Origin of the sequence: Aurantiacibacter arachoides, assembly GCF_009827335.1 — a bacterium.
GTDB lineage: Bacteria > Pseudomonadota > Alphaproteobacteria > Sphingomonadales > Sphingomonadaceae > Alteraurantiacibacter > Alteraurantiacibacter arachoides.
In genome coordinates, this window is the sequence record NZ_WTYH01000001.1 from 56,928 (window position 1) to 73,974 (window position 17,047).

Annotated in this window: 15 protein-coding genes; 9 read left to right on the top strand and 6 right to left on the bottom strand. The window is 67.9% G+C overall.

The genetic code is table 11. From position 1 onward, the window contains the following. Nucleotides 1–33: 33 nt before the first annotated feature. Both GRI62_RS00270 and GRI62_RS00275 read right to left on the bottom strand, forming a co-directional pair. Complete coding sequence (locus tag GRI62_RS00270; RefSeq protein WP_131451444.1) at nucleotides 34–2,391, bottom strand: FtsK/SpoIIIE family DNA translocase; 2,358 nt, start codon at nucleotides 2,389–2,391, stop codon at nucleotides 34–36. Between the two features lie 65 nt (nucleotides 2,392–2,456). Next, on the bottom strand, nucleotides 2,457–2,999 hold the full coding sequence (locus tag GRI62_RS00275) for a thiamine phosphate synthase (RefSeq protein ID WP_131451445.1): 543 nt from the start codon (nucleotides 2,997–2,999) through the stop codon (nucleotides 2,457–2,459). 20 nt (nucleotides 3,000–3,019) lie between these two features. Between GRI62_RS00275 and GRI62_RS00280 the strand changes: the two genes are divergently transcribed. The 3 genes from GRI62_RS00280 to GRI62_RS00290 all read left to right on the top strand — a co-directional run bounded on the left by GRI62_RS00280 (nucleotide 3,020) and on the right by GRI62_RS00290 (nucleotide 4,681). Next, nucleotides 3,020–3,682, top strand: a complete 663-nt coding sequence (locus GRI62_RS00280) for a YggS family pyridoxal phosphate-dependent enzyme (RefSeq protein ID WP_131451446.1) — start codon at nucleotides 3,020–3,022, stop codon at nucleotides 3,680–3,682. Nucleotides 3,683–3,710: 28 nt separating this feature from the next. Further along, complete coding sequence (locus GRI62_RS00285) at nucleotides 3,711–4,232, top strand: hypothetical protein (protein ID WP_131451447.1); 522 nt, start codon at nucleotides 3,711–3,713, stop codon at nucleotides 4,230–4,232. A 143-nt stretch (nucleotides 4,233–4,375) separates the two neighbouring features. Continuing rightward, on the top strand, nucleotides 4,376–4,681 hold the full coding sequence (locus GRI62_RS00290; RefSeq protein WP_131451448.1) for a PilZ domain-containing protein: 306 nt from the start codon (nucleotides 4,376–4,378) through the stop codon (nucleotides 4,679–4,681). Between the two features lie 18 nt (nucleotides 4,682–4,699). Here GRI62_RS00290 and GRI62_RS00295 read toward each other — a convergent pair whose 3' ends face one another. Then, entirely contained in the window at nucleotides 4,700–7,468 is a 2,769-nt protein-coding gene (locus GRI62_RS00295; protein ID WP_131451449.1) for a [protein-PII] uridylyltransferase, read from the bottom strand. A 127-nt stretch (nucleotides 7,469–7,595) separates the two neighbouring features. On the opposite strand from GRI62_RS00295, the gene lgt reads away from it, so the two are divergent. Continuing rightward, nucleotides 7,596–8,513 carry a prolipoprotein diacylglyceryl transferase gene (lgt, locus tag GRI62_RS00300; protein WP_131451450.1) on the top strand — a complete coding sequence of 306 codons (918 nt, stop codon included), beginning with the start codon at nucleotides 7,596–7,598 and terminating at the stop codon, nucleotides 8,511–8,513. Continuing rightward, the gene (locus tag GRI62_RS00305) at nucleotides 8,510–9,571 is read left to right on the top strand and encodes a class I SAM-dependent methyltransferase (protein ID WP_234027323.1); all 1,062 of its coding nucleotides are present in this window, start codon (nucleotides 8,510–8,512) and stop codon (nucleotides 9,569–9,571) included. The genes lgt and GRI62_RS00305 overlap by 4 nt, the downstream gene beginning before the upstream one ends. On the opposite strand, the gene GRI62_RS00310 is transcribed toward GRI62_RS00305, so the two are convergent. The 3 genes from GRI62_RS00310 to GRI62_RS00320 are packed head-to-tail and all read right to left on the bottom strand — an operon-like array spanning nucleotide 9,568 to nucleotide 13,408. Continuing rightward, nucleotides 9,568–11,130: an ABC transporter permease/substrate-binding protein gene (locus GRI62_RS00310; protein ID WP_131451451.1), complete on the bottom strand. Its 1,563-nt coding sequence runs from the start codon at nucleotides 11,128–11,130 to the stop codon at nucleotides 9,568–9,570. The genes GRI62_RS00305 and GRI62_RS00310 overlap by 4 nt on opposite strands. After that, nucleotides 11,127–11,909: an ATP-binding cassette domain-containing protein gene (locus GRI62_RS00315; RefSeq protein WP_131451452.1), complete on the bottom strand. Its 783-nt coding sequence runs from the start codon at nucleotides 11,907–11,909 to the stop codon at nucleotides 11,127–11,129. Before GRI62_RS00315 ends, GRI62_RS00310 begins: the two co-directional genes overlap by 4 nt. Before the next feature lie 11 nt (nucleotides 11,910–11,920). Next, nucleotides 11,921–13,408, bottom strand: a complete 1,488-nt coding sequence (locus tag GRI62_RS00320; RefSeq protein ID WP_160731763.1) for a sensor histidine kinase — start codon at nucleotides 13,406–13,408, stop codon at nucleotides 11,921–11,923. 176 nt (nucleotides 13,409–13,584) lie between these two features. Between GRI62_RS00320 and GRI62_RS00325 the strand changes: the two genes are divergently transcribed. The 4 genes from GRI62_RS00325 to GRI62_RS00340 are packed head-to-tail and all read left to right on the top strand — an operon-like array spanning nucleotide 13,585 to nucleotide 16,955. Continuing rightward, nucleotides 13,585–14,751 (top strand): acyl-CoA dehydrogenase family protein, encoded by a 1,167-nt coding sequence (locus GRI62_RS00325; protein ID WP_131451454.1) that lies wholly within the window; start codon nucleotides 13,585–13,587, stop codon nucleotides 14,749–14,751. Beyond that, nucleotides 14,748–15,050, top strand: a complete 303-nt coding sequence (locus GRI62_RS00330) for an alkylphosphonate utilization protein (protein WP_131451455.1) — start codon at nucleotides 14,748–14,750, stop codon at nucleotides 15,048–15,050. Before GRI62_RS00325 ends, GRI62_RS00330 begins: the two co-directional genes overlap by 4 nt. A 1-nt stretch (nucleotide 15,051) precedes the next feature. After that, nucleotides 15,052–16,653, top strand: coding sequence for a carboxyl transferase domain-containing protein (locus GRI62_RS00335; protein ID WP_131451456.1), 1,602 nt, complete (start codon nucleotides 15,052–15,054; stop codon nucleotides 16,651–16,653). Next, nucleotides 16,653–16,955, top strand: a complete 303-nt coding sequence (locus GRI62_RS00340) for a DUF3088 family protein (protein WP_131451457.1) — start codon at nucleotides 16,653–16,655, stop codon at nucleotides 16,953–16,955. The genes GRI62_RS00335 and GRI62_RS00340 overlap by 1 nt, the downstream gene beginning before the upstream one ends. Nucleotides 16,956–17,047 lie beyond the last annotated feature (92 nt).

The window sequence follows — 17,047 nt, forward strand, 5'->3', positions numbered from 1 at the left end:
TGTCCGCAACGGGGCCGAAAGCAAACAAGTCCCCTACAACGGATTCCCGTCCCGATCGCGGTAGATCTCCCGCCGCCCGACGTGGTTTGCCGGGCCGACGATGCCGTCTTCCTCCATGCGTTCGATCAGCTTGGCGGCGGTGTTGTAGCCGACGCCCAGCTGGCGTTGGAGCCATGAGCCGCTGGCCTTCTGGTTCTCGCATACGACCTGGATCGCCTGGTGGTACTTGCGTTCCTCGGGATTGTCGGAGGCGGTGAACTCGTCCTCGAAGCCGAAGGCGCCGCCGTCCTCGGGTTCCTCGGTGACGGAGGTGACGTAGGCGGGTTCGCCCTGCGCGCGCCAGTGGTCGGCCACGCGCTCGACCTCCTCGTCGCTCACGAACGGGCCGTGGACGCGTTTGAGCGCGCCGGTGTTGGGCTTGTAGAGCATGTCACCCTTGCCCAGCAGTTGCTCGGCGCCCTGTTCGCCCAGGATGGTGCGCGAATCGATGCGGCTGGTGACGTTGAAGCTGATGCGGGTGGGCAGGTTCGCCTTGATGACGCCGGTGATGACGTCCACGCTCGGGCGCTGGGTCGCCATGATGAGGTGGATGCCGGCCGCGCGGCTCTTCTGGCTGAGGCGCTGGATCAGCACCTCGATCTCCTTGCCGATGGTGACCATCAGGTCGGCCAGCTCGTCCACGATCAGCACGATCTGCGGCAGAACGGCGTAATCGAGTTCCTTTTCCTCCACCATGGCCTCGCCGGTGTCGGGATCGTAGCCGGTCTGCACCGTGCGTTTCAGCGGCTTGCCCTTGGCGGCGGCGGCGGAAACCCGCTCATTAAAGCCGGCAAGGTTCCTCGCGCCGATCTCGCTCATCATGCGATAGCGGCGCTCCATCTCCTCCACCGCCCATTTCAGGCTGCGGACCGACTTGTGCGGCTCGGTCACCACGGGGGCGAGCAGGTGGGGGATGTCGTCGTAGCTTTTCAGCTCCAGCACCTTGGGATCGATCAGGATCAGGCGGCACTCGGCCGGCGTGAAGCGGTAGAGCAGGCTGAGCAGGATTGTGTTCAGCCCGACCGACTTGCCCGATCCCGTGGTGCCCGCCACCAGCAGGTGCGGCATGGCGGCAAGGTCCGCCACGATGGGCGCGCCGCCGATGTCCTTGCCCAGGATAATCGGCAGCCCGCCCTTGTTCTCGGCAAAGGCTTCGGACGCGATCAGTTCGCGGAAGCTCACCATCTGGCGGTCGGCGTTGGGCAGTTCGATTCCCATCACCGTCTTGCCGGGGATGGAGGCGACGCGGGCGCTGATCGCGCTCATGTTGCGGGCGATGTCTTCGGCCAAGCCGATCACGCGGCTGGCCTTGATGCCCGGCGCGGGCTCCAGTTCGTACATGGTCACCACCGGGCCGGTGTTGACCGCGGTGATCTCCCCCTTGACGTTGAAATCGTCGAGCACGGTTTCCAGCAGCCGCGCGTTGCGTTCCAGCGCCAGCTTGTCGAGCGGCGGGGCGTTGTTCTTGGGCGCCTCGGCCAGCAGGTCGATGCTGGGCAGTTCGTACTGGGCGAACATGTCCTTTTGCGCAGCGGCGCTGGTGACCGGCTTGGCCGGACGCGCCGCGCTGGTGGCATCGGTGATGCGCGGGGCGCGGCGATCGGCGAGCGGGGTGACCTCGCCGTCCTCGTCCTCCCCCTCGGCATCCTCGGCGCGTTCCGCCCGGCGGCGCTCGCTGCGCTTGGCCTCGGCCTTGAAGGGGTTGGCGGGCGTGCCCAGGCTGCGCGGTTCCCGCAGCCAGCGCGGGGCGACCAGCAGGCTGGCCCAGTCGAGGGCGAAGACCTTGGCCGCCAGCATGGCCCCGGCGACGAGGCTGGCAACCCCGCCCGCCAGCATGGCCCAGAACCGGAACGCCTCGGGCAGCAGGCCGGCGGCCGCGCTGATGCCGCTTTCGCCAAGCAATCCGGCAAGGCCGCCGAAGCCTGCCGGCCAGCTGTGTTCGCGCGGGTCTGTCGCCAGCGCCAGCGCGGTCGCGATCAGCACCATCGCCAGCAACAGCACGCCCACGGTGCGCCACCACTTGCCGTCCCAGTGTTCCTCCGCCTCGGCATCGCGCCACAGCTTGCGGGCAAAGACGTAGGTCAGCGGCAGGAACAGCAGCGCTACCCAGCCAAAGGCCAGCAGGGCAAGATCGGCGGCATAGGCGCCGGCGCTGCCCATCCAGTTGCGCACGCTCGCCCCGGCGGCGGTGGAGAAGGACGGGTCGGTCTGGTGATAGCTGACCAGCGCCAGCGCCAGGAACAGCGTGAACGCGTACAGCAGCGTTGCGCCCGCAAGCTGCGCGGAGCGCGCGAGCGAGCGGCGGAAGGCGGCTTTCCAGTCCGCGACAGGTCTGGCGGCCCGGCTGGCCATGGTCATTTCCTCTGGTGATACGTCCCGGCGGGAGGAATCCCACAGCGGGACTAGCGGGTCAATGTCTAGGTGCGCGAGAGGCCATCGATCGCCGCCCAGCGCGGCCAGCCAAGGCGGCGCGCGCCGCCCCGCGTCATACCGCCAAGCGCGATGACCGGCATCGTCGCCCGGCTCGCCATCGTGCGGAAGCGCAGGGGGCCCAGAACTGCCGCGCCGGGGTGCGAGCGGGTGGGGAAGACGGGGGAGAGCATCACCGCATCGGCGCCCACGCGGTTCGCCTGGGCAAGCTCGCGCATGTCGTGCGCCGTTGCCACCGTCAGCAGGTCGCGGCGCCGCGGGGCGAGCGCGAGCGGAGCCCCATAGATGCCATCCGCCCCCCATTCGCGCGCGGTCAGGGCGCTGTCGGCAAGCACCACGAGATGGCCCTGCGCGCGAGCGATGCGGGCGAGGCGCTGGAACTCGTGATACCGCTGCGGGTCGGGCAGGTGATAGTGACGGTAGACAAGGGCGAGCGGCACCCTGGACGAGCGCAGCGTGAGCGCCAGCGCGTGCGCGTTGCGCTCGTCCGACAGCAGCCAGAGGTCGGGCAGGGGCTTCTCACGCGTCACGCCGCCGCTATAGCGCGGGCATGAGCGACAATGCCACTCAGAGACTCGCCACCGTGCACGAGGACATTGCCCGGGCCTGCAAGATTGCCCACCGTGAACCCGCCGAGGTGACACTGGTGGCCGTCAGCAAGACCCATCCGGCCGAGGCTATCGCTCCCCTGATCGACGCCGGCCAGCGCGTGTTCGGAGAGAACCGCGTGCAGGAAGCCGCGGACAAGTGGCCGGCCTTGCGCGAACGGCATGGCGACATCGCGCTCCATCTCGTCGGGCAGTTGCAATCGAACAAGGCGGAGGACGCGGTGCGCCTGTTCGACTGCATCCATTCGCTGGATCGCTCCAGCCTGGTCACCGCGCTCGCCCGCGCATCCGACAGGGCGGGGCGGCAGGTGCCGTGCTTCGTGCAGGTCGACGTCGGTGAGGAGGAGCAGAAGGGCGGCTGCGCGATTGCCGCGCTGCCCGCCTTGCTGGCCGAGGCGCGCGCGGCGGATATTCCGATCGCCGGGCTGATGTGCGTCCCCCCCTTCGGTATCGAGCCCGCACCCTATTTCGCGCTGCTGGCCAAGCTGGCCGACGATCACGGCCTGGCCGGGCGCAGCATGGGCATGAGCGGCGATTTTGCGACCGCCGTGATGCTGGGCGCCACCCATGTGCGGGTCGGCACCGCGCTGTTCGGCGGGCGCTGAGGCGGCAGGCTATTGACCTTGCCGCGCCGTGCGCGTTGACTGGGCCGCGACACTCTTCATTCCCTTCGAACGGATCGCCACCATGTTTCGCAACTTTACCATCTCCGCCGCCCTTTGCGCGGCGACCGCCGTGCCCGCGCTGGCGCAAACGGGCGATCCCTATGCCGCCTGCGCCGGCCTTGCCGACGATGCGCAGCGGCTGGCGTGTTTCGACACCACCTATTCGGCGCAACGGGTGGTCATCGCCGAGGCCGAGGCGCGCACGCAGGAGGAAATCGCCACCAATTTCGGCCGCCGCGACGCGGACGAGGCGTTCGAGCGTGACGACGTCAGCATCACGGCCGAGGTCGCCGAGGTGTTCTTCGACGGATCGAACCGTTCGGTCGTGCGGCTTGCCAATGGTCAGATCTGGCGCGAGGTCAGCGGGTCTTCCATGCGCGGCCGTCCGCGCGAGGGCATGGAAGCCACCATCTCGCGCCACTGGAGCGGTGTTTACGAAATGCGCTTCACCGGGCGCAGCGGTTACAAGCGGGTGGCCCGCATCGGCTGACTACCGCGTGCGCCAGGTTCCTCCAGGGCTTGTAAAATCCCGCATTAGGACAGGGTTAATCCGTCGATCATAGAAGGCCGGCCGTGGTCGGAAAGCCTGATTGTTTCAGCGGGTTGACGGGGTTGAGTGGGCTTAGATCAGGTATGAATTTCGATGAGCACGGCCAGCGCAGGGAAGGTCCCCGGGCAGAGGTGGACCTCGATTGCGAGATCCGCGTGGGTGCCCGTGCCTGGCGCAAGGCCAAGCTGACCGACCTGACGCCCGGTGGGTTCCAGGTAACCATCCTCGACATGCCGCCGCGCGGCACGCCCGTTTTCATCCGCATTCCCGGCCTGCAACTTCTCCATGCCGAGGTGCGCTGGACCCGGGTCGACACCGCGGGATGCGAATTCGACCAGCCGCTCGGCACCTATATCTACGAACACATTGTCGCCCGCGCGCAGGCCTGAACGCGGTGAGGCCGATCGCTATTCGGCAGCCTCGGCCACGCGTGGCTTGCCTGCCGCGATCGCTTCCAGCAGCGCGGCCTCTATCCGGCCGAGCCGTTCCTCCGAATGGATCTTCGTGCCGAGCAGGTCGGTGACGTAAAAGGTATCGACCGCGCGCTCGCCATACTGGGCGATGTGGGCCGAATTGATCAGCAGGCTTTGTTCGAACATCGCCCGGGTCAGCCGGTTGAGCAGCGCCGGGCGATCGGTGGCGTTGACCTCGATCACGGTGAAGCGATTCGACGCGCCGTTATCGAAGGTGACCCGCGCGGCGACGCTGAAATTCTCCGCCCGCATGGCTTTCAGCGGCCGTTTGGCAAGGCTGGGCACCATGTCGATGCGGTCCGCCAACGCGTCCTCGATGCTCTTGCGCAGACGCGCCAGCTGCGAGGCTTCGGAGAACGGTTTGCCCAGCGGATCCTGCACCAGGAAGTTGTCGACCGCCTTGCCCACGCGATTGGTGTGGATGCGTGCGTCGATCACGTTGCCGCCGGCCAGGTGGATGGCCCCGGCGATGCGGAAGAACAGGCCGGGGTGATCGTTGCCGATCACGGTCACCAGCGTGGCGCCGAATTCGGGCGAGAACTGCGCCTCTATCGACAGCGGCAGCTCGCCATCGCGCGCGGCGGCGTAGTGCGGCAGGTTGAGCGCGATCACGTCCTCGGGCTCGGCGATCCAGTAGGTATCGTCGAAGCGGTCGTCGAGATCGGCGACGAGATGGCCCTTGTCGCCCAGCAGGTCGGTCACGCGCGCCTTCTTGGCCGACACCCGCTCGGCCCGGCCGTGGGTCTTGTGCCCCAGCCGCAGCCGTTCCTGCGCCGCTTCGTAAAGGTCGGCCAGCAACTGGCGTTTCCAGCTGTTCCATACGCCCGGCCCGACGGCGCGGATGTCGACGATGGTCAGCACGGTCAGCAGCCGCAGCCGCTCCAGGCTCTGCACCTCGCCGACGAAATCGACGATGGTCTTGTGATCGGACAGGTCGCGCTTGAAGGCGGTGGCGCTCATCAACAGGTGATAGCGCACCAGCCAGGCGACGAGGTCGGTCTCCTCCTCGCTCATGCCCAGACGCGGGCACAGCCGCCGCGCCACATCGGCGCCCAGCACGGAATGGTCGCCGCCGCGCCCCTTGGCGATGTCGTGCAGCAGGGTGGCGACATACAGCACACGGCGATGGACCAGGCGTGGCATTATCCCCGAGGCAAGCGGATGATCGTCGGCCAGCGTCTGCCGCTCTATCTGCGACAGCAGGCCGATGGCGCGGATGGTGTGTTCGTCCACGGTGTAGTGGTGGTACATGTCCCACTGCATCTGGGCGTTGACCTTGCCGAAATCGGGCACGAAGCGGCCGAACACGCCCGCCTCGTTCATCCAGCGCAATACGGGTTCGGGGTCTCTCCTGCCCGCCAGCACGTCCAGGAACAGCGCGTTGGCACGCGGATCGCGCCGCACCTCTGCGGTGATCGTGGCCGCATCACGCCGCGCCATGCGCATCGTGCCCGGATGAATGTCCAGCCCCTCGCGCTCGGCCAGGGTGAATATCGCGATCAGCCGCACGGGATCCTGCTGGAACCAGTCGTCGGCAGGCGCGGCGATCTGGCCGCCGTGGACCACGAAGCCATCGATTTTCCTCGCCCGCCCCTTGCGCACCACGTCGAAGAAGCCCGCCACCACGCCGCGCGTCGCGGTTTCCTCTTCGAGGTGCGCGAGGAACACGCCGGTCAGGTGGCCGACGTGCTTGGCCTGCAGGAAATACATCTGCATGAACCGCTCCACCGCGCTCTTGCCCGGGCGATCGGCGTAGTTCATCCGCGCCGCGACCTCGCGCTGAAGGTCGAAGCTCAGCCGGTCCTCGCCGCGTTTGGCAAGCGTGTGCAGGTGCGCGCGGACCGCCAGCAGGAACCCCTCGGCGCGGCGGAAGCTGCGGTATTCGGAGTGCGTGAACAGGCCCTTTTCCACCAGTTCGGCGGCGCTCTGCACACGGTAAAGATACTTGCCGATCCAGTAGAGCGTCTGCAGGTCGCGCAAGCCGCCCTTGCCGTCCTTCACATTGGGTTCGACGACATAACGCGAATCGCCCATGCGGCGGTGGCGCGCGTTCCGTTCCTCCAGCTTTTCCTGCACGAAGGTGCTTTCGGAACCCGGCACCACCTCGGCGCGGTAACGGCGCCCGGCCTCTGCGTTGAGCGCCTGGTCCCCCCACAGGAAGCGCGCCTCCAGCAGCGCGGTGCGGATCGTCAGGTCTTCCTTCGCCATGCGCACCATCTCGTCGAGCGAGCGCGACGAGTGGCCGACCGTCAGGTTCAGATCCCACAGGTAGTAGAGGATCGCCTCGATCACCTGTTCGCACCAGGCGGTCGGCTTGCCCGGCGTGATGAAGGCCAAGTCGACGTCCGAATAGGGCGCCATCTCGCCGCGTCCGTAGCCACCGACGGCGACCAGCGCGATGCGCTCTCCGCTCGACCGGTTGGCGGCGGGATAGACGTGCAGGGTCACATGATCGTGGATCACCCGGATCAGCTGGTCGATGAGGAACGCCTGCCCATGCGCGTGCTCGTGCCCGGCGCCGGGGCGCTTCAGCAGCCGGCCCTGCAACTCGGCGCGCCCGTCCGCCAGCGCGGCGCGCAGCAACGCGACCACGGCCGGCCGGCCCTTGGCCGCGCCCTTTTCCGCCACCACGGCGTCGATTGCCGCGGCAAGCGCGCGGCGATCGACGATCTTGCGCTGATTGGGAACCTTGGGAAGCGTCATCGCCACTGGAAATAGGCGTGGCCGCGCGCTTTGGCAAAGCCTCGCCTCTTTCAACCACCGACGCCCTGTGCCAAGGCTCCGGGCCCACGGGCCGCGCGGCGGCTGCAAGCAACGAGGCGCTTCACCCATGCTCGACCTGCTAGCTCTGGCCACCGCTACGGCGAGCGAGCCGATCTACTGGCGCGACCTCGGCTTCACGCCGGGTATCGAGCTCGGCTTCTTCACCCTGCGATACTACTCGCTGGCCTACCTGATCGGGCTGATCTTCGCCTACTGGCACACCAGCCGCATGATCAAGTCGCCCGGCGCGCCGATGGCGCAGGTCCACGTCGACGACCTGTTCTTCTACTGCATGCTGGGCGTGATCCTCGGCGGACGGCTGGGTTACCTGATGTTCTACGAGCCGAGCCTGTGGACCGACTTTTCCGGCGACGGCTTCGTCACCTGGCGCGCGCTCAGGCTGTGGGACGGCGGCATGAGCTTCCACGGCGGACTGCTCGGCGTGGTGGTGGCCATCGCCTACGTCTGCTGGCGCAACAAGCTGCCGTTCCTGCGCGTGGCCGACTACATCAGCGTCAGCGTGGGCATGGGGATGCTGCTCGGCCGGCTGGCGAACTTCGTCAATGGCGAGTTGTGGGGCCGCCCTGCCGGGCCGGACGCACCGCTGGCGATGATCTTCCCCGGCGACCCGCTGGGCTTGGCCCGCCATCCCAGCCAGCTCTACCAGGCCGTGGGCGAGGGGCTGATCGTGCTGGTCGTGATGCTCAGCCTGTTCTGGCTTACCCGCGCACGTTTCCGCACCGGGTTGCTGGTGGGCGTGTTCACCGTGCTCATCAGCCTGGCGCGCTTCGTGGTCGAATTCTTCCGCAACCCGGACCAGCAGCTGACCTGGGTGGTGGAGGATACCGGCCTCAGCATGGGCCAGTGGCTGACCATCCCGCTGATCGTCCTGGGCCTTGTCGTGGTCGTCTGGGCGCTGCGCCGCCCGGCCATCGCCAGCGGCGCGCCGGTGGCCGCCACCGCCACGGGGGCCGGACCGGCTTGAGCGCATTCGACGAGGCGCGCGATCTGGCCGACGTGTTCCGGCGGTTGATCGGCTCGACCGGGCCGATCAGCCTGATGCACTACATGGGCGAGAGCAACGCCCGCTACTACGCCAGGCGCGATCCGCTGGGCAGCGCCGGCGATTTCGTCACCGCGCCCGAGATCAGCCAGATGTTCGGCGAACTGATCGGCCTGTGGCTGGCCGACATGTGGATCCGCGCCGGGCGCACGGAACCGGTGCACTACGTCGAGCTCGGCCCCGGCAGGGGGACGCTGGCACGCGACGCCCGGCGCGCCATGCGGCGCTACGGGCTGGAGCCAAGGATGCACCTCGTCGAGGGGAGCACGCGCCTGCGCGACGCGCAGCTGGAACAGGTGCCCGACGCCATCCACCATCACGACCTTTCGCGGGTGCCGATGGAAGGGCCGGTGCTGCTCGTCGCCAACGAGTTTCTCGATGCCCTGGCCGTGCGCCAACTGGTCAAGACCGACGCCGGCTGGCGCGAGGTGATGGTCGGCTGCGACGCGGCGGGCCGGTTCATCGAGGTGCCGGGACGCCAGCCGATGGATTCCGCCGTGCCCGAGGCGCGCCGCGATGCACCCGCTGGCACGATCATCGAAACATCGCCCGCCGCCGCCTCCACCTTGTTCGAGGTCGCCGGGCGGCTGGCCAACCAGGGCGGCGCCGCGTTGATCATCGATTACGGCTATACCGATGCCCGAAGCGGTTCGAGCGTCCAGGCCGTGCGCGCGCACGAGAAGCTGGGACTGTTCGATGCGCCGGGGGAAGCGGACCTTTCCGCCCATGTCGACTTTGCGCAGATGGAACTGATCGCCGCCTCGCGGGGATGCCGCGTGCTGGGCACGGTGACGCAAGGCGAGTGGCTGGAAACGCTCGGCATCGCCAATCGCGCCGACGCGCTGGCCGCGTTTGCCCCGCAGCATCGCGATGCGCTGCACCGCGCCGTCCACCGCCTGACCGCTCCCGATGAAATGGGCCAGCTGTTCAAGGTGATGGGCCTTGCCGGACCGGACTGGCCCGACGGGGTGGGTTTCTAGAGGGGGGGGGTAGGCTTCCAGGGTAACTGCCCGAGCAACCAGCGCGCGGCCTCTTCCGGCGATCGCTTGTCCGCCTCGCGGTCCACCATGTAGTTCGCCTCGCGCATCGTGCGCACGTCGATGGCGTCCACCAGCGGCGCCAGCACGGCGGCCAGCCGTTCATCGTCGGCAAGACCGGGGGCGAGCATCAGGATCGCGTCGTAGTTGGGCAGGGCGCCACGCGGATCGGCCAGCACCACCAGGTCGTCCGCCGCGATGCGCCCGTCGGAGGTGTAGGCGCTGATGACGTCGACATCCCCGGTGGCGAGCGCGGCATACATCAGCGTGGGCGCAAAGGTGCGTTGCTCGCCAAAGCGCAGACCATAGGCAGCCCGAACCGCCTGCCATTCGGGCCGCTCGAAAAACTCCGGGTCGCCGCCCACGGTCATGCCCGGTGCCCTTGCCGCAAGGTCGGCCACGCTGCCGATCCCGGCCGCGCGTGCCCGGTCCTGCCGCATGGCGAGGCCATAGGCGTTCTCGAACCCCAACCGGCCAAGCACGCGCGTGCCGCTCGTCTCCCGTTCCCAGCGCACCAGCTCGCCATACATCGCATCGCGGCCCGGATTGTCGGTGCGGCCCAGTTCGTTGGCCCAGATCGTGCCGGTATAATCCACCGCCACGTCGATTGCCCCGGTGGCGAGCGCATCGTGGATGACGGCCGATCCCAACCCTTCCCGGTAAGTCACGCGGTATCCGGCCTGCTCCAGCACGATGCCGATCGCGCGGGCGAGAATGTATTGTTCGGAAAAGGTCTTGGCACCGATCGCGATCGTCTCGCGTTCTTCCCCGCCGCGCCAGTTGACGGTGGAGAGCGCGGCGGCGGCAACGCCCGCCAGCGCGAGTGCCGCGCCCAGCAGCGCCAGCCGGAGACGGCGCAGGGCCAGGCCGCGCTCGATCAGCGCAAACAAGGCGTCGGCCAGCAGGGCGAGGCCCGCGCTCGCCACGCAGCCTGCCAGCACCAGCGCCCAGTTCTGCGTCTGCAGGCCGGCAAAGATCGGATCGCCCAGGCTCGGCTGGCCGATGGTCGTGGCAAGCGTCGCCGCGCCGATGGTCCAGACGCTGGCCGTGCGGATGCCCGCCATCACATAGGGCGCGGCCAGCGGCGCCTCCACAAGCCGCAGCTTCTGCCCCGCCGTCATGCCCAGCCCGTCCGCCGCCTCGATCGCCTGCGGATCGATGTTGGCGAGCGCGGTGACCGCGTTGCGCAGGATCGGCAGCAGGGCGTAGAGCGACAGCGCCAGCCAGGCGGGCAGGAAGCCCAGCGTCGGCAATCCATCGCCGAACACCGCCCGCGCCGCCAGCAGCACGGGAAAGAACAGCGCGAGCAGTGCGAGCGCGGGGATCGTCTGCACCAGGCTCGCCATGCCCAGCGCCGCGCGCTCCACGGCGGGCGAACGGCTGGCCCAGACCGCCAGCGGCAGGGCGAAAACCATGGCAAACGCCACGGCGGTGGCGCTCAGCAGAACGTGCTGGGCCAGTTGCGGGCCGAGATTGCCGAGCGCGTCGATCAGGGCGTTCATCGCGTTGCCTCGGCCAGCCGGTCCGACAGTCTGAGGGCCTGGGCACGTGGCACCGCCACCAGCGCCTGCGCCACGGCGCCGCCGGCACCGCGCATCAACGCGGCAGGCGTCTCGTCGGCAACGACGAGGCCCCGGTCCATCACCAGCACCCTGTCGGCCAAGAGCAGCGCCTCGGTCATGTCGTGGGTCACCATGATCGTGGTCAGCCCAAGCTCGTCGTGCAGCGCGCGCACCCGCTCCCCCAGCCCTGCGCGGGTGATCGGGTCGAGCGCACCGAACGGTTCGTCCATCAGCAGCAGTCCGGGGTTTCCTGCCAGTGCGCGAGCCACGCCCACGCGCTGGCGCTGGCCTCCCGAGAGCGCGTCGGGATAGCGCGTGGCAAGCCCGGCATCGAGCTCGACCAGTGCCAGCAGTTCGGCAAGACGGTCGGCGGTCAGCCGCTGGCCCTCAAGGCGCGGAACCATCCCGATGTTCTCGGCCACGCGCAGATGGGAGAACAGGCCGACGCCCTGAAAGACATAGCCGATGGAACGGCGCAGGGCAGCAGGCGCGATGGCGGCGACGTCGCGGCCCTCGATCAGCACGCGGCCGGCATCGGGTTCGACCAGGCGATTGACGGTCTTCAGCAGGGTCGACTTGCCCGACCCCGAGGCGCCCACCAGCGCCACAAATGCGTCAGCGTCGATGGCGAGGGACACGCCGGCTACCGCCGTGGTGTCGCCGAACTGGCGGGCCACGCTCTCGAAGCGCAGGAAGGGCGGGGCGGCGGCGGGATCCATCGCCGCGCAGGCTAGCGGGCGATGGCGGCCTTGGAAACGGTCAGGTCGATCACCAGCCCGTCAGCACGAAAATGCCGCTGCCAGCTCCCGCCAAGCTGCCCGGTCACGCTCATTTCCACGAGGCGGGAGCCGAACCCGGTTTCGCCGCTCTCGATCACCGCCGGGCCGCCGTGCTCCTGCCAGGTCAGGTGCACGGTCTCGCCTTCGTCGGTCATGGTCAGGGTGACGTGGCCCTCGTCGACGGACAGCGCACCGTATTTGGCCGCGTTGGTCGCCAGTTCGTGGAACACCAGCGCCAGCGGGGTGGCGGCTGCCGCACCTACCGGCACATCGTCGCCGGTGATCCGCACGCGATCCTCGCCGGAACCGTCGCGATAGGGCTTGAACAACGCGCCCAGCAGGCCCCGGAGCGCGTCGTGGCTGACGCTGGCATGGCCGGCGCGGACGAATTCGTTTGCCCGTCCCAGCGCCCGCAGGACATCGGTCAACTCGGCAACGAAGGGCTGAACGGCGGGATCCTTGCGCGCCTTCAACGTGGCAAGGCCGATTACCACCGCAAACAGGTTCTTGATCCGGTGCGACAGTTCGTGGGCGAGCAGATCGCGCTCCTCCAGCGCACGGCGCACCTCGTCGATATCGGTGACGGTGCCGAACCAGCGCACCGGATCGCCTTCGTGTTCGGATACCGGGACGCCGAGCCCAAGCATCCAGAACCAGCTGCCGTCGGCCTGCCGCAGACGATATTCTGCCTCGAAACTCTTGCCCGCATCAAGGCAGCGCTGCCATTCGTCCAGAACCCGATCGGCATCGTCGGGGTGGATGAACGGACGCCACGCGTCGGCCGAGCCGGGCGGCGGGGCGCCGGTCTGCTCGGCCCAGCGCTTATTGAAATAGTCGAAGTTTCCGTGTTCGTCGGCGGACCAGGCGATCTGCGGCAGCCCCTCCAGCACTCGGCGCAGGCGCTCCTCACGCTCGGCGATCGCGCGGTCGGCGGAGAGGCGGATGCGCCGCGCCGCCAGTCGCCGCATTGCCGCCTGCGCCAGCACGCGCAAGCCTTCGCGCTGGAAGTCCTCCAATGGCACATCGCGCGCCTCGGTATCGATCACGCACAACGTGCCGAGCGAGGCGCCTTCCTCCGACACCAGCGGCTGGCCCGCGTAATAGCGCACGTTGGCAGGCCCGGTGACCAGCGGGTTGTCGGCGAAGCGATCGTCCCTGGTGGCATCGGGCACCTCGAGCATCTCGTCCTTGCCCAGGGTGTGGATGCAGAACGCCACGTCGCGGTCGGTTTCGCGTTGGTCGATGCCATCACGGGCAAGGAAATGCTGCGTGTCCTGCTTGATCAGCGAGACCATCGACACCGGCGCCCGGCACAGCTTGGCGGCGAAAGCGACGATGGCCTGCAGTTCGGGATCGTCCTCGATCGCGGCGGCTTCGTAGCTGTCCAGCACGCGCAGTCGCTCCGCCTCGTCGCCATATTCCGGCGCGGTTGGAGACATGGCACTGCGGGGCTTGGGGTCGTGCAGGTTCAAGACATCGCCTCGTGGGGTTTCGCGTAAGTGCGCCATATAGGTGATGCGGGCGCGCTTCGCCAATGCGGTTTGCCTTGTGCCGCCGCCTTGCTATTGGCACCGGCATCCCCGCCCCTTTTTTGATGCAATGGAGCCACCCCCGCATGCGCGCGACCCCCGATTTCGACTTCGGCCTTGGCGAAGAAGCCCAGATGATCCGCGAGACCGTCGCCCGCTTCGCCGACGAGCGGATCGCGCCGCTGGCCGCAAGGGTCGATGCCGAGGACTGGTTCCCGATCGAGCTGTGGCCGGAGATGGGCGAGCTGGGGCTGCACGGCATGACCGTGAGCGAGGCCGACGGCGGCACCGGGCTTGGCTATCTGGAACACCTGATCGCGGTCGAGGAAGTCAGCCGGGCCAGCGCCAGCGTGGGCCTCAGCTACGGCGCGCATTCCAACCTTTGCGTCAACCAGATCGCCCGCTGGGGCAATGCAGAGCAAAAGGCGAAGTATCTCCCCGGCCTCATCAGCGGCGAGCACGTGGGCAGCCTGGCGATGAGTGAGCCGGGCGCGGGGTCCGACGTGGTCAACATGAAGCTGAAGGCGGACAGCGTCCAGGGCGGCTACCTGCTCAACGGCACCAAGTTCTGGATCACCAACGGCCATGCCGCCGAAACGCTGGTGGTCTATGCCCGCACCGATGCCGATGCCGGCAGCAAGGGCATCACCGCCTTCCTGATCGAGCGCGGGATGACCGGGTTCACGCCCGGCCAGAAGATCGAGAAGATGGGCATGAAGGGCTCCATCACCAGCGAACTGGTGTTCGAGGATTGCCATGTGCCGGACGCCAACGTGCTGGGCGAGGTCGGCAAGGGCGTGCAGGTGCTGATGAGCGGGCTCGACTACGAGCGCGTGGTGCTTTCGGGCGTGCAGATCGGCATCATGCAGGCCTGCCTCGACACCGTGATCCCCTACGTTCGCGAGCGCACGCAGTTCGGCAAGCCCATCGGCGCCTTCCAGCTGATGCAGGCCAAGGTCGCCGACATGTACGTCGCCCTGCAATCGGCGCGCGCCTATGCCTATGCCGTGGCAAAGGCCTGCGACAAGGGCCAGACGACGCGGTTCGATGCGGCGGGCGCGATCCTGCTGTCGAGCGAGAACGCCTTTCGCGTCGCGGGCGAGGCGGTGCAGGCGCTGGGCGGTGCGGGCTACACCACCGACTGGCCGGTGGAACGCTATCTGCGCGACGCCAAGCTGCTCGATATCGGCGCCGGCACCAACGAGATCAGGCGGATGCTGATCGGTCGCGAGCTGATCGGGGGCCGAGCATGAGCGACGACGACTACGTCTACGACGAGGACAGCGGTGAGTGGCTTCCTGCCGCGGAACTTGCGTCCCGGCAAAAGGCGGCAGACGCTGTCGAGGTGCGCGACGCGGTCGGCAATGTGCTGGCGGATGGCGACCAGGTAACGCTGATCAAGGACCTTGAGGTCAAGGGCGCAGGCCAGACATTGAAACAGGGCACGCTGATCAAGGCGATCCGCCTGACCGGCGACGCACAGGAGATAGATTGCAAATATCCCGGCATCAAGGGACTGGTCCTGCGCGCAGATTTCGTGAGAAAGCGCTGACATGACAGCCCCCGTCCTCACCAGCAAGCTTGACCGCGAGAGCGCCGAGGCCAAGGCCCGGTTTGCGCATAACAGGGCGCTTGCCGAAGAGTTGCGCACCCACGTCGCGACAGCGGCGCTCGGCGGCAGCGAGAAGCATCGCGAGCGGCACGTCGCCCGCGGCAAGCTCCTCCCGCGCGAGCGGGTGGAACGGTTGCTCGATCCGGGCTCGCCGTTTCTGGAAGTCGGCCAGCTTGCTGCCTTCGGCATGTACGAAGGCGATGTGTCGGGGGCCAGCATGATCGCCGGCATCGGGCGCGTTTCGGGTCGGCAGGTGATGATTGCCGCCAACGATCCCACGGTAAAGGGCGGCAGCTATTACCCGTTGACGGTGAAGAAGCACCTGCGCGCGCAGGAGATTGCCGAGGCCAACGGCCTGCCGTGCATCTATCTCGTCGACAGCGGCGGTGCGAACCTGCCCTATCAGGCCGAGGTCTTTCCCGATCGCGACCACTTCGGGCGCATTTTCTACAACCAGGCGCAGATGAGCGCGAAGGGCATCCCGCAGATTGCCTGCGTCATGGGCAGCTGCACCGCCGGGGGTGCCTATGTGCCCGCCATGAGCGACGAGAGCGTGATCGTGCGCGATCAGGGCACCATCTTCCTCGCGGGGCCCCCGCTGGTAAAGGCCGCGACGGGCGAGGAAATTTCCGCCGAGGACCTGGGCGGCGGGGCGCTCCACGCGAAGAAATCGGGCGTCGTCGATCACCTTGCCGACAACGACGAGCACGCGCTGACCATCGTGCGCGATATCGTGTCGCACCTGGGCCATTCGCCCAAGGCGCAGGTGGACCTGAAGGAGCCGCGCGCGCCCAGGTTCGATGCGGAGGACCTCTACGCCCTCATCCCCGACGACGTGCGCGCGCCATACGACGTGCACGAGGTGATCGCCCGGCTGGTGGACGGCAGCGAGTTCCACGAATTCAAGCGCGACTACGGCGCCACGCTGGTGACCGGCTTTGCCCACATCTGGGGGATGCCCGTCGCCATCCTCGCCAACAACGGCGTGCTGTTTTCCGAAAGCGCGCAGAAGGGCGCGCATTTCATCGAGCTTGCCTGCCAGCGCGGCATTCCGCTGCTGTTCCTGCAGAATATCTCCGGCTTCATGGTCGGCGGCAAGTACGAGGCGGAAGGCATTGCCAAGCACGGGGCCAAGCTGGTCACCGCCGTCGCCACGGCCCAGGTGCCCAAGATCACCGTGGTGATCGGCGGCAGCTTCGGCGCGGGCAACTACGGCATGTGCGGGCGCGCCTATTCGCCGCGGTTCCTGTTCACCTGGCCCAATGCGCGCATTTCGGTGATGGGCGGCGAGCAGGCGGCGAGCGTGCTTGCCACCGTCCACCGGGATGCCGACGACTGGACGCCCGAACAGGCCGAGCAGTTCAAGGCCCCGATCCGGCAGAAGTACGAGGACGAGGGCAACCCCTACTATGCCACCGCGCGTCTGTGGGACGATGGCGTGATCGATCCCGTGCAGACCCGCGACGTGCTCGGCCTGTCGCTTGCCGCCTGTCTCGAGGCGCCGTGGCCGCAGCGCCCGCAGTTCGGCGTGTTCCGGATGTGATGAGGGACCGCCTGTTCTTGCTGCACGACTACGCCGACCCTGCGCACGGCGGAGAAACCTTCTATTGCGAAGCGTGCATGACCGTGGAGGGGCTGCTGGCGACCTACCCCGATCGCGCCATGCGACTGGAGATCGTCCGCGTCCCATGGCCGCGCCCGCGCAAGGACGTGGTCGCGGCCATCGGGGTGGAAAACCAGAACCTTCCGGCGCTCGTCCTTGCCGAGGGCGGCTTTGTCAACGACCTGCCCGCATTGCTCGCGGCGCTGCATGAGCGGCACGGATTTCCCCGCCCGCATCCCTGATTGCGGCGCATTATCGCACTGTTTCGTCACATTTTCGCCGCATTGCCGGATACATCGCCCCTCTTCTTCGTTGGCAGTCCATCGAAGGAGAA

Coding starts and splice junctions, on each gene's coding strand:
- GRI62_RS00270 (WP_131451444.1), bottom strand. CDS start 2,391: ATGGCCAGCCGGGCCGCCAGACCTGTCGCGGACTGGAAAGCCGCCTTC.
- GRI62_RS00280 (WP_131451446.1), top strand. CDS start 3,020: ATGAGCGACAATGCCACTCAGAGACTCGCCACCGTGCACGAGGACATT.
- GRI62_RS00290 (WP_131451448.1), top strand. CDS start 4,376: ATGAATTTCGATGAGCACGGCCAGCGCAGGGAAGGTCCCCGGGCAGAG.
- GRI62_RS00295 (WP_131451449.1), bottom strand. CDS start 7,468: ATGACGCTTCCCAAGGTTCCCAATCAGCGCAAGATCGTCGATCGCCGC.
- lgt (WP_131451450.1), top strand. CDS start 7,596: ATGCTCGACCTGCTAGCTCTGGCCACCGCTACGGCGAGCGAGCCGATC.
- GRI62_RS00310 (WP_131451451.1), bottom strand. CDS start 11,130: ATGAACGCCCTGATCGACGCGCTCGGCAATCTCGGCCCGCAACTGGCC.
- GRI62_RS00315 (WP_131451452.1), bottom strand. CDS start 11,909: ATGGATCCCGCCGCCGCCCCGCCCTTCCTGCGCTTCGAGAGCGTGGCC.
- GRI62_RS00320 (WP_160731763.1), bottom strand. CDS start 13,408: ATGTCTCCAACCGCGCCGGAATATGGCGACGAGGCGGAGCGACTGCGC.
- GRI62_RS00325 (WP_131451454.1), top strand. CDS start 13,585: ATGCGCGCGACCCCCGATTTCGACTTCGGCCTTGGCGAAGAAGCCCAG.
- GRI62_RS00330 (WP_131451455.1), top strand. CDS start 14,748: ATGAGCGACGACGACTACGTCTACGACGAGGACAGCGGTGAGTGGCTT.
- GRI62_RS00335 (WP_131451456.1), top strand. CDS start 15,052: ATGACAGCCCCCGTCCTCACCAGCAAGCTTGACCGCGAGAGCGCCGAG.
- GRI62_RS00340 (WP_131451457.1), top strand. CDS start 16,653: ATGAGGGACCGCCTGTTCTTGCTGCACGACTACGCCGACCCTGCGCAC.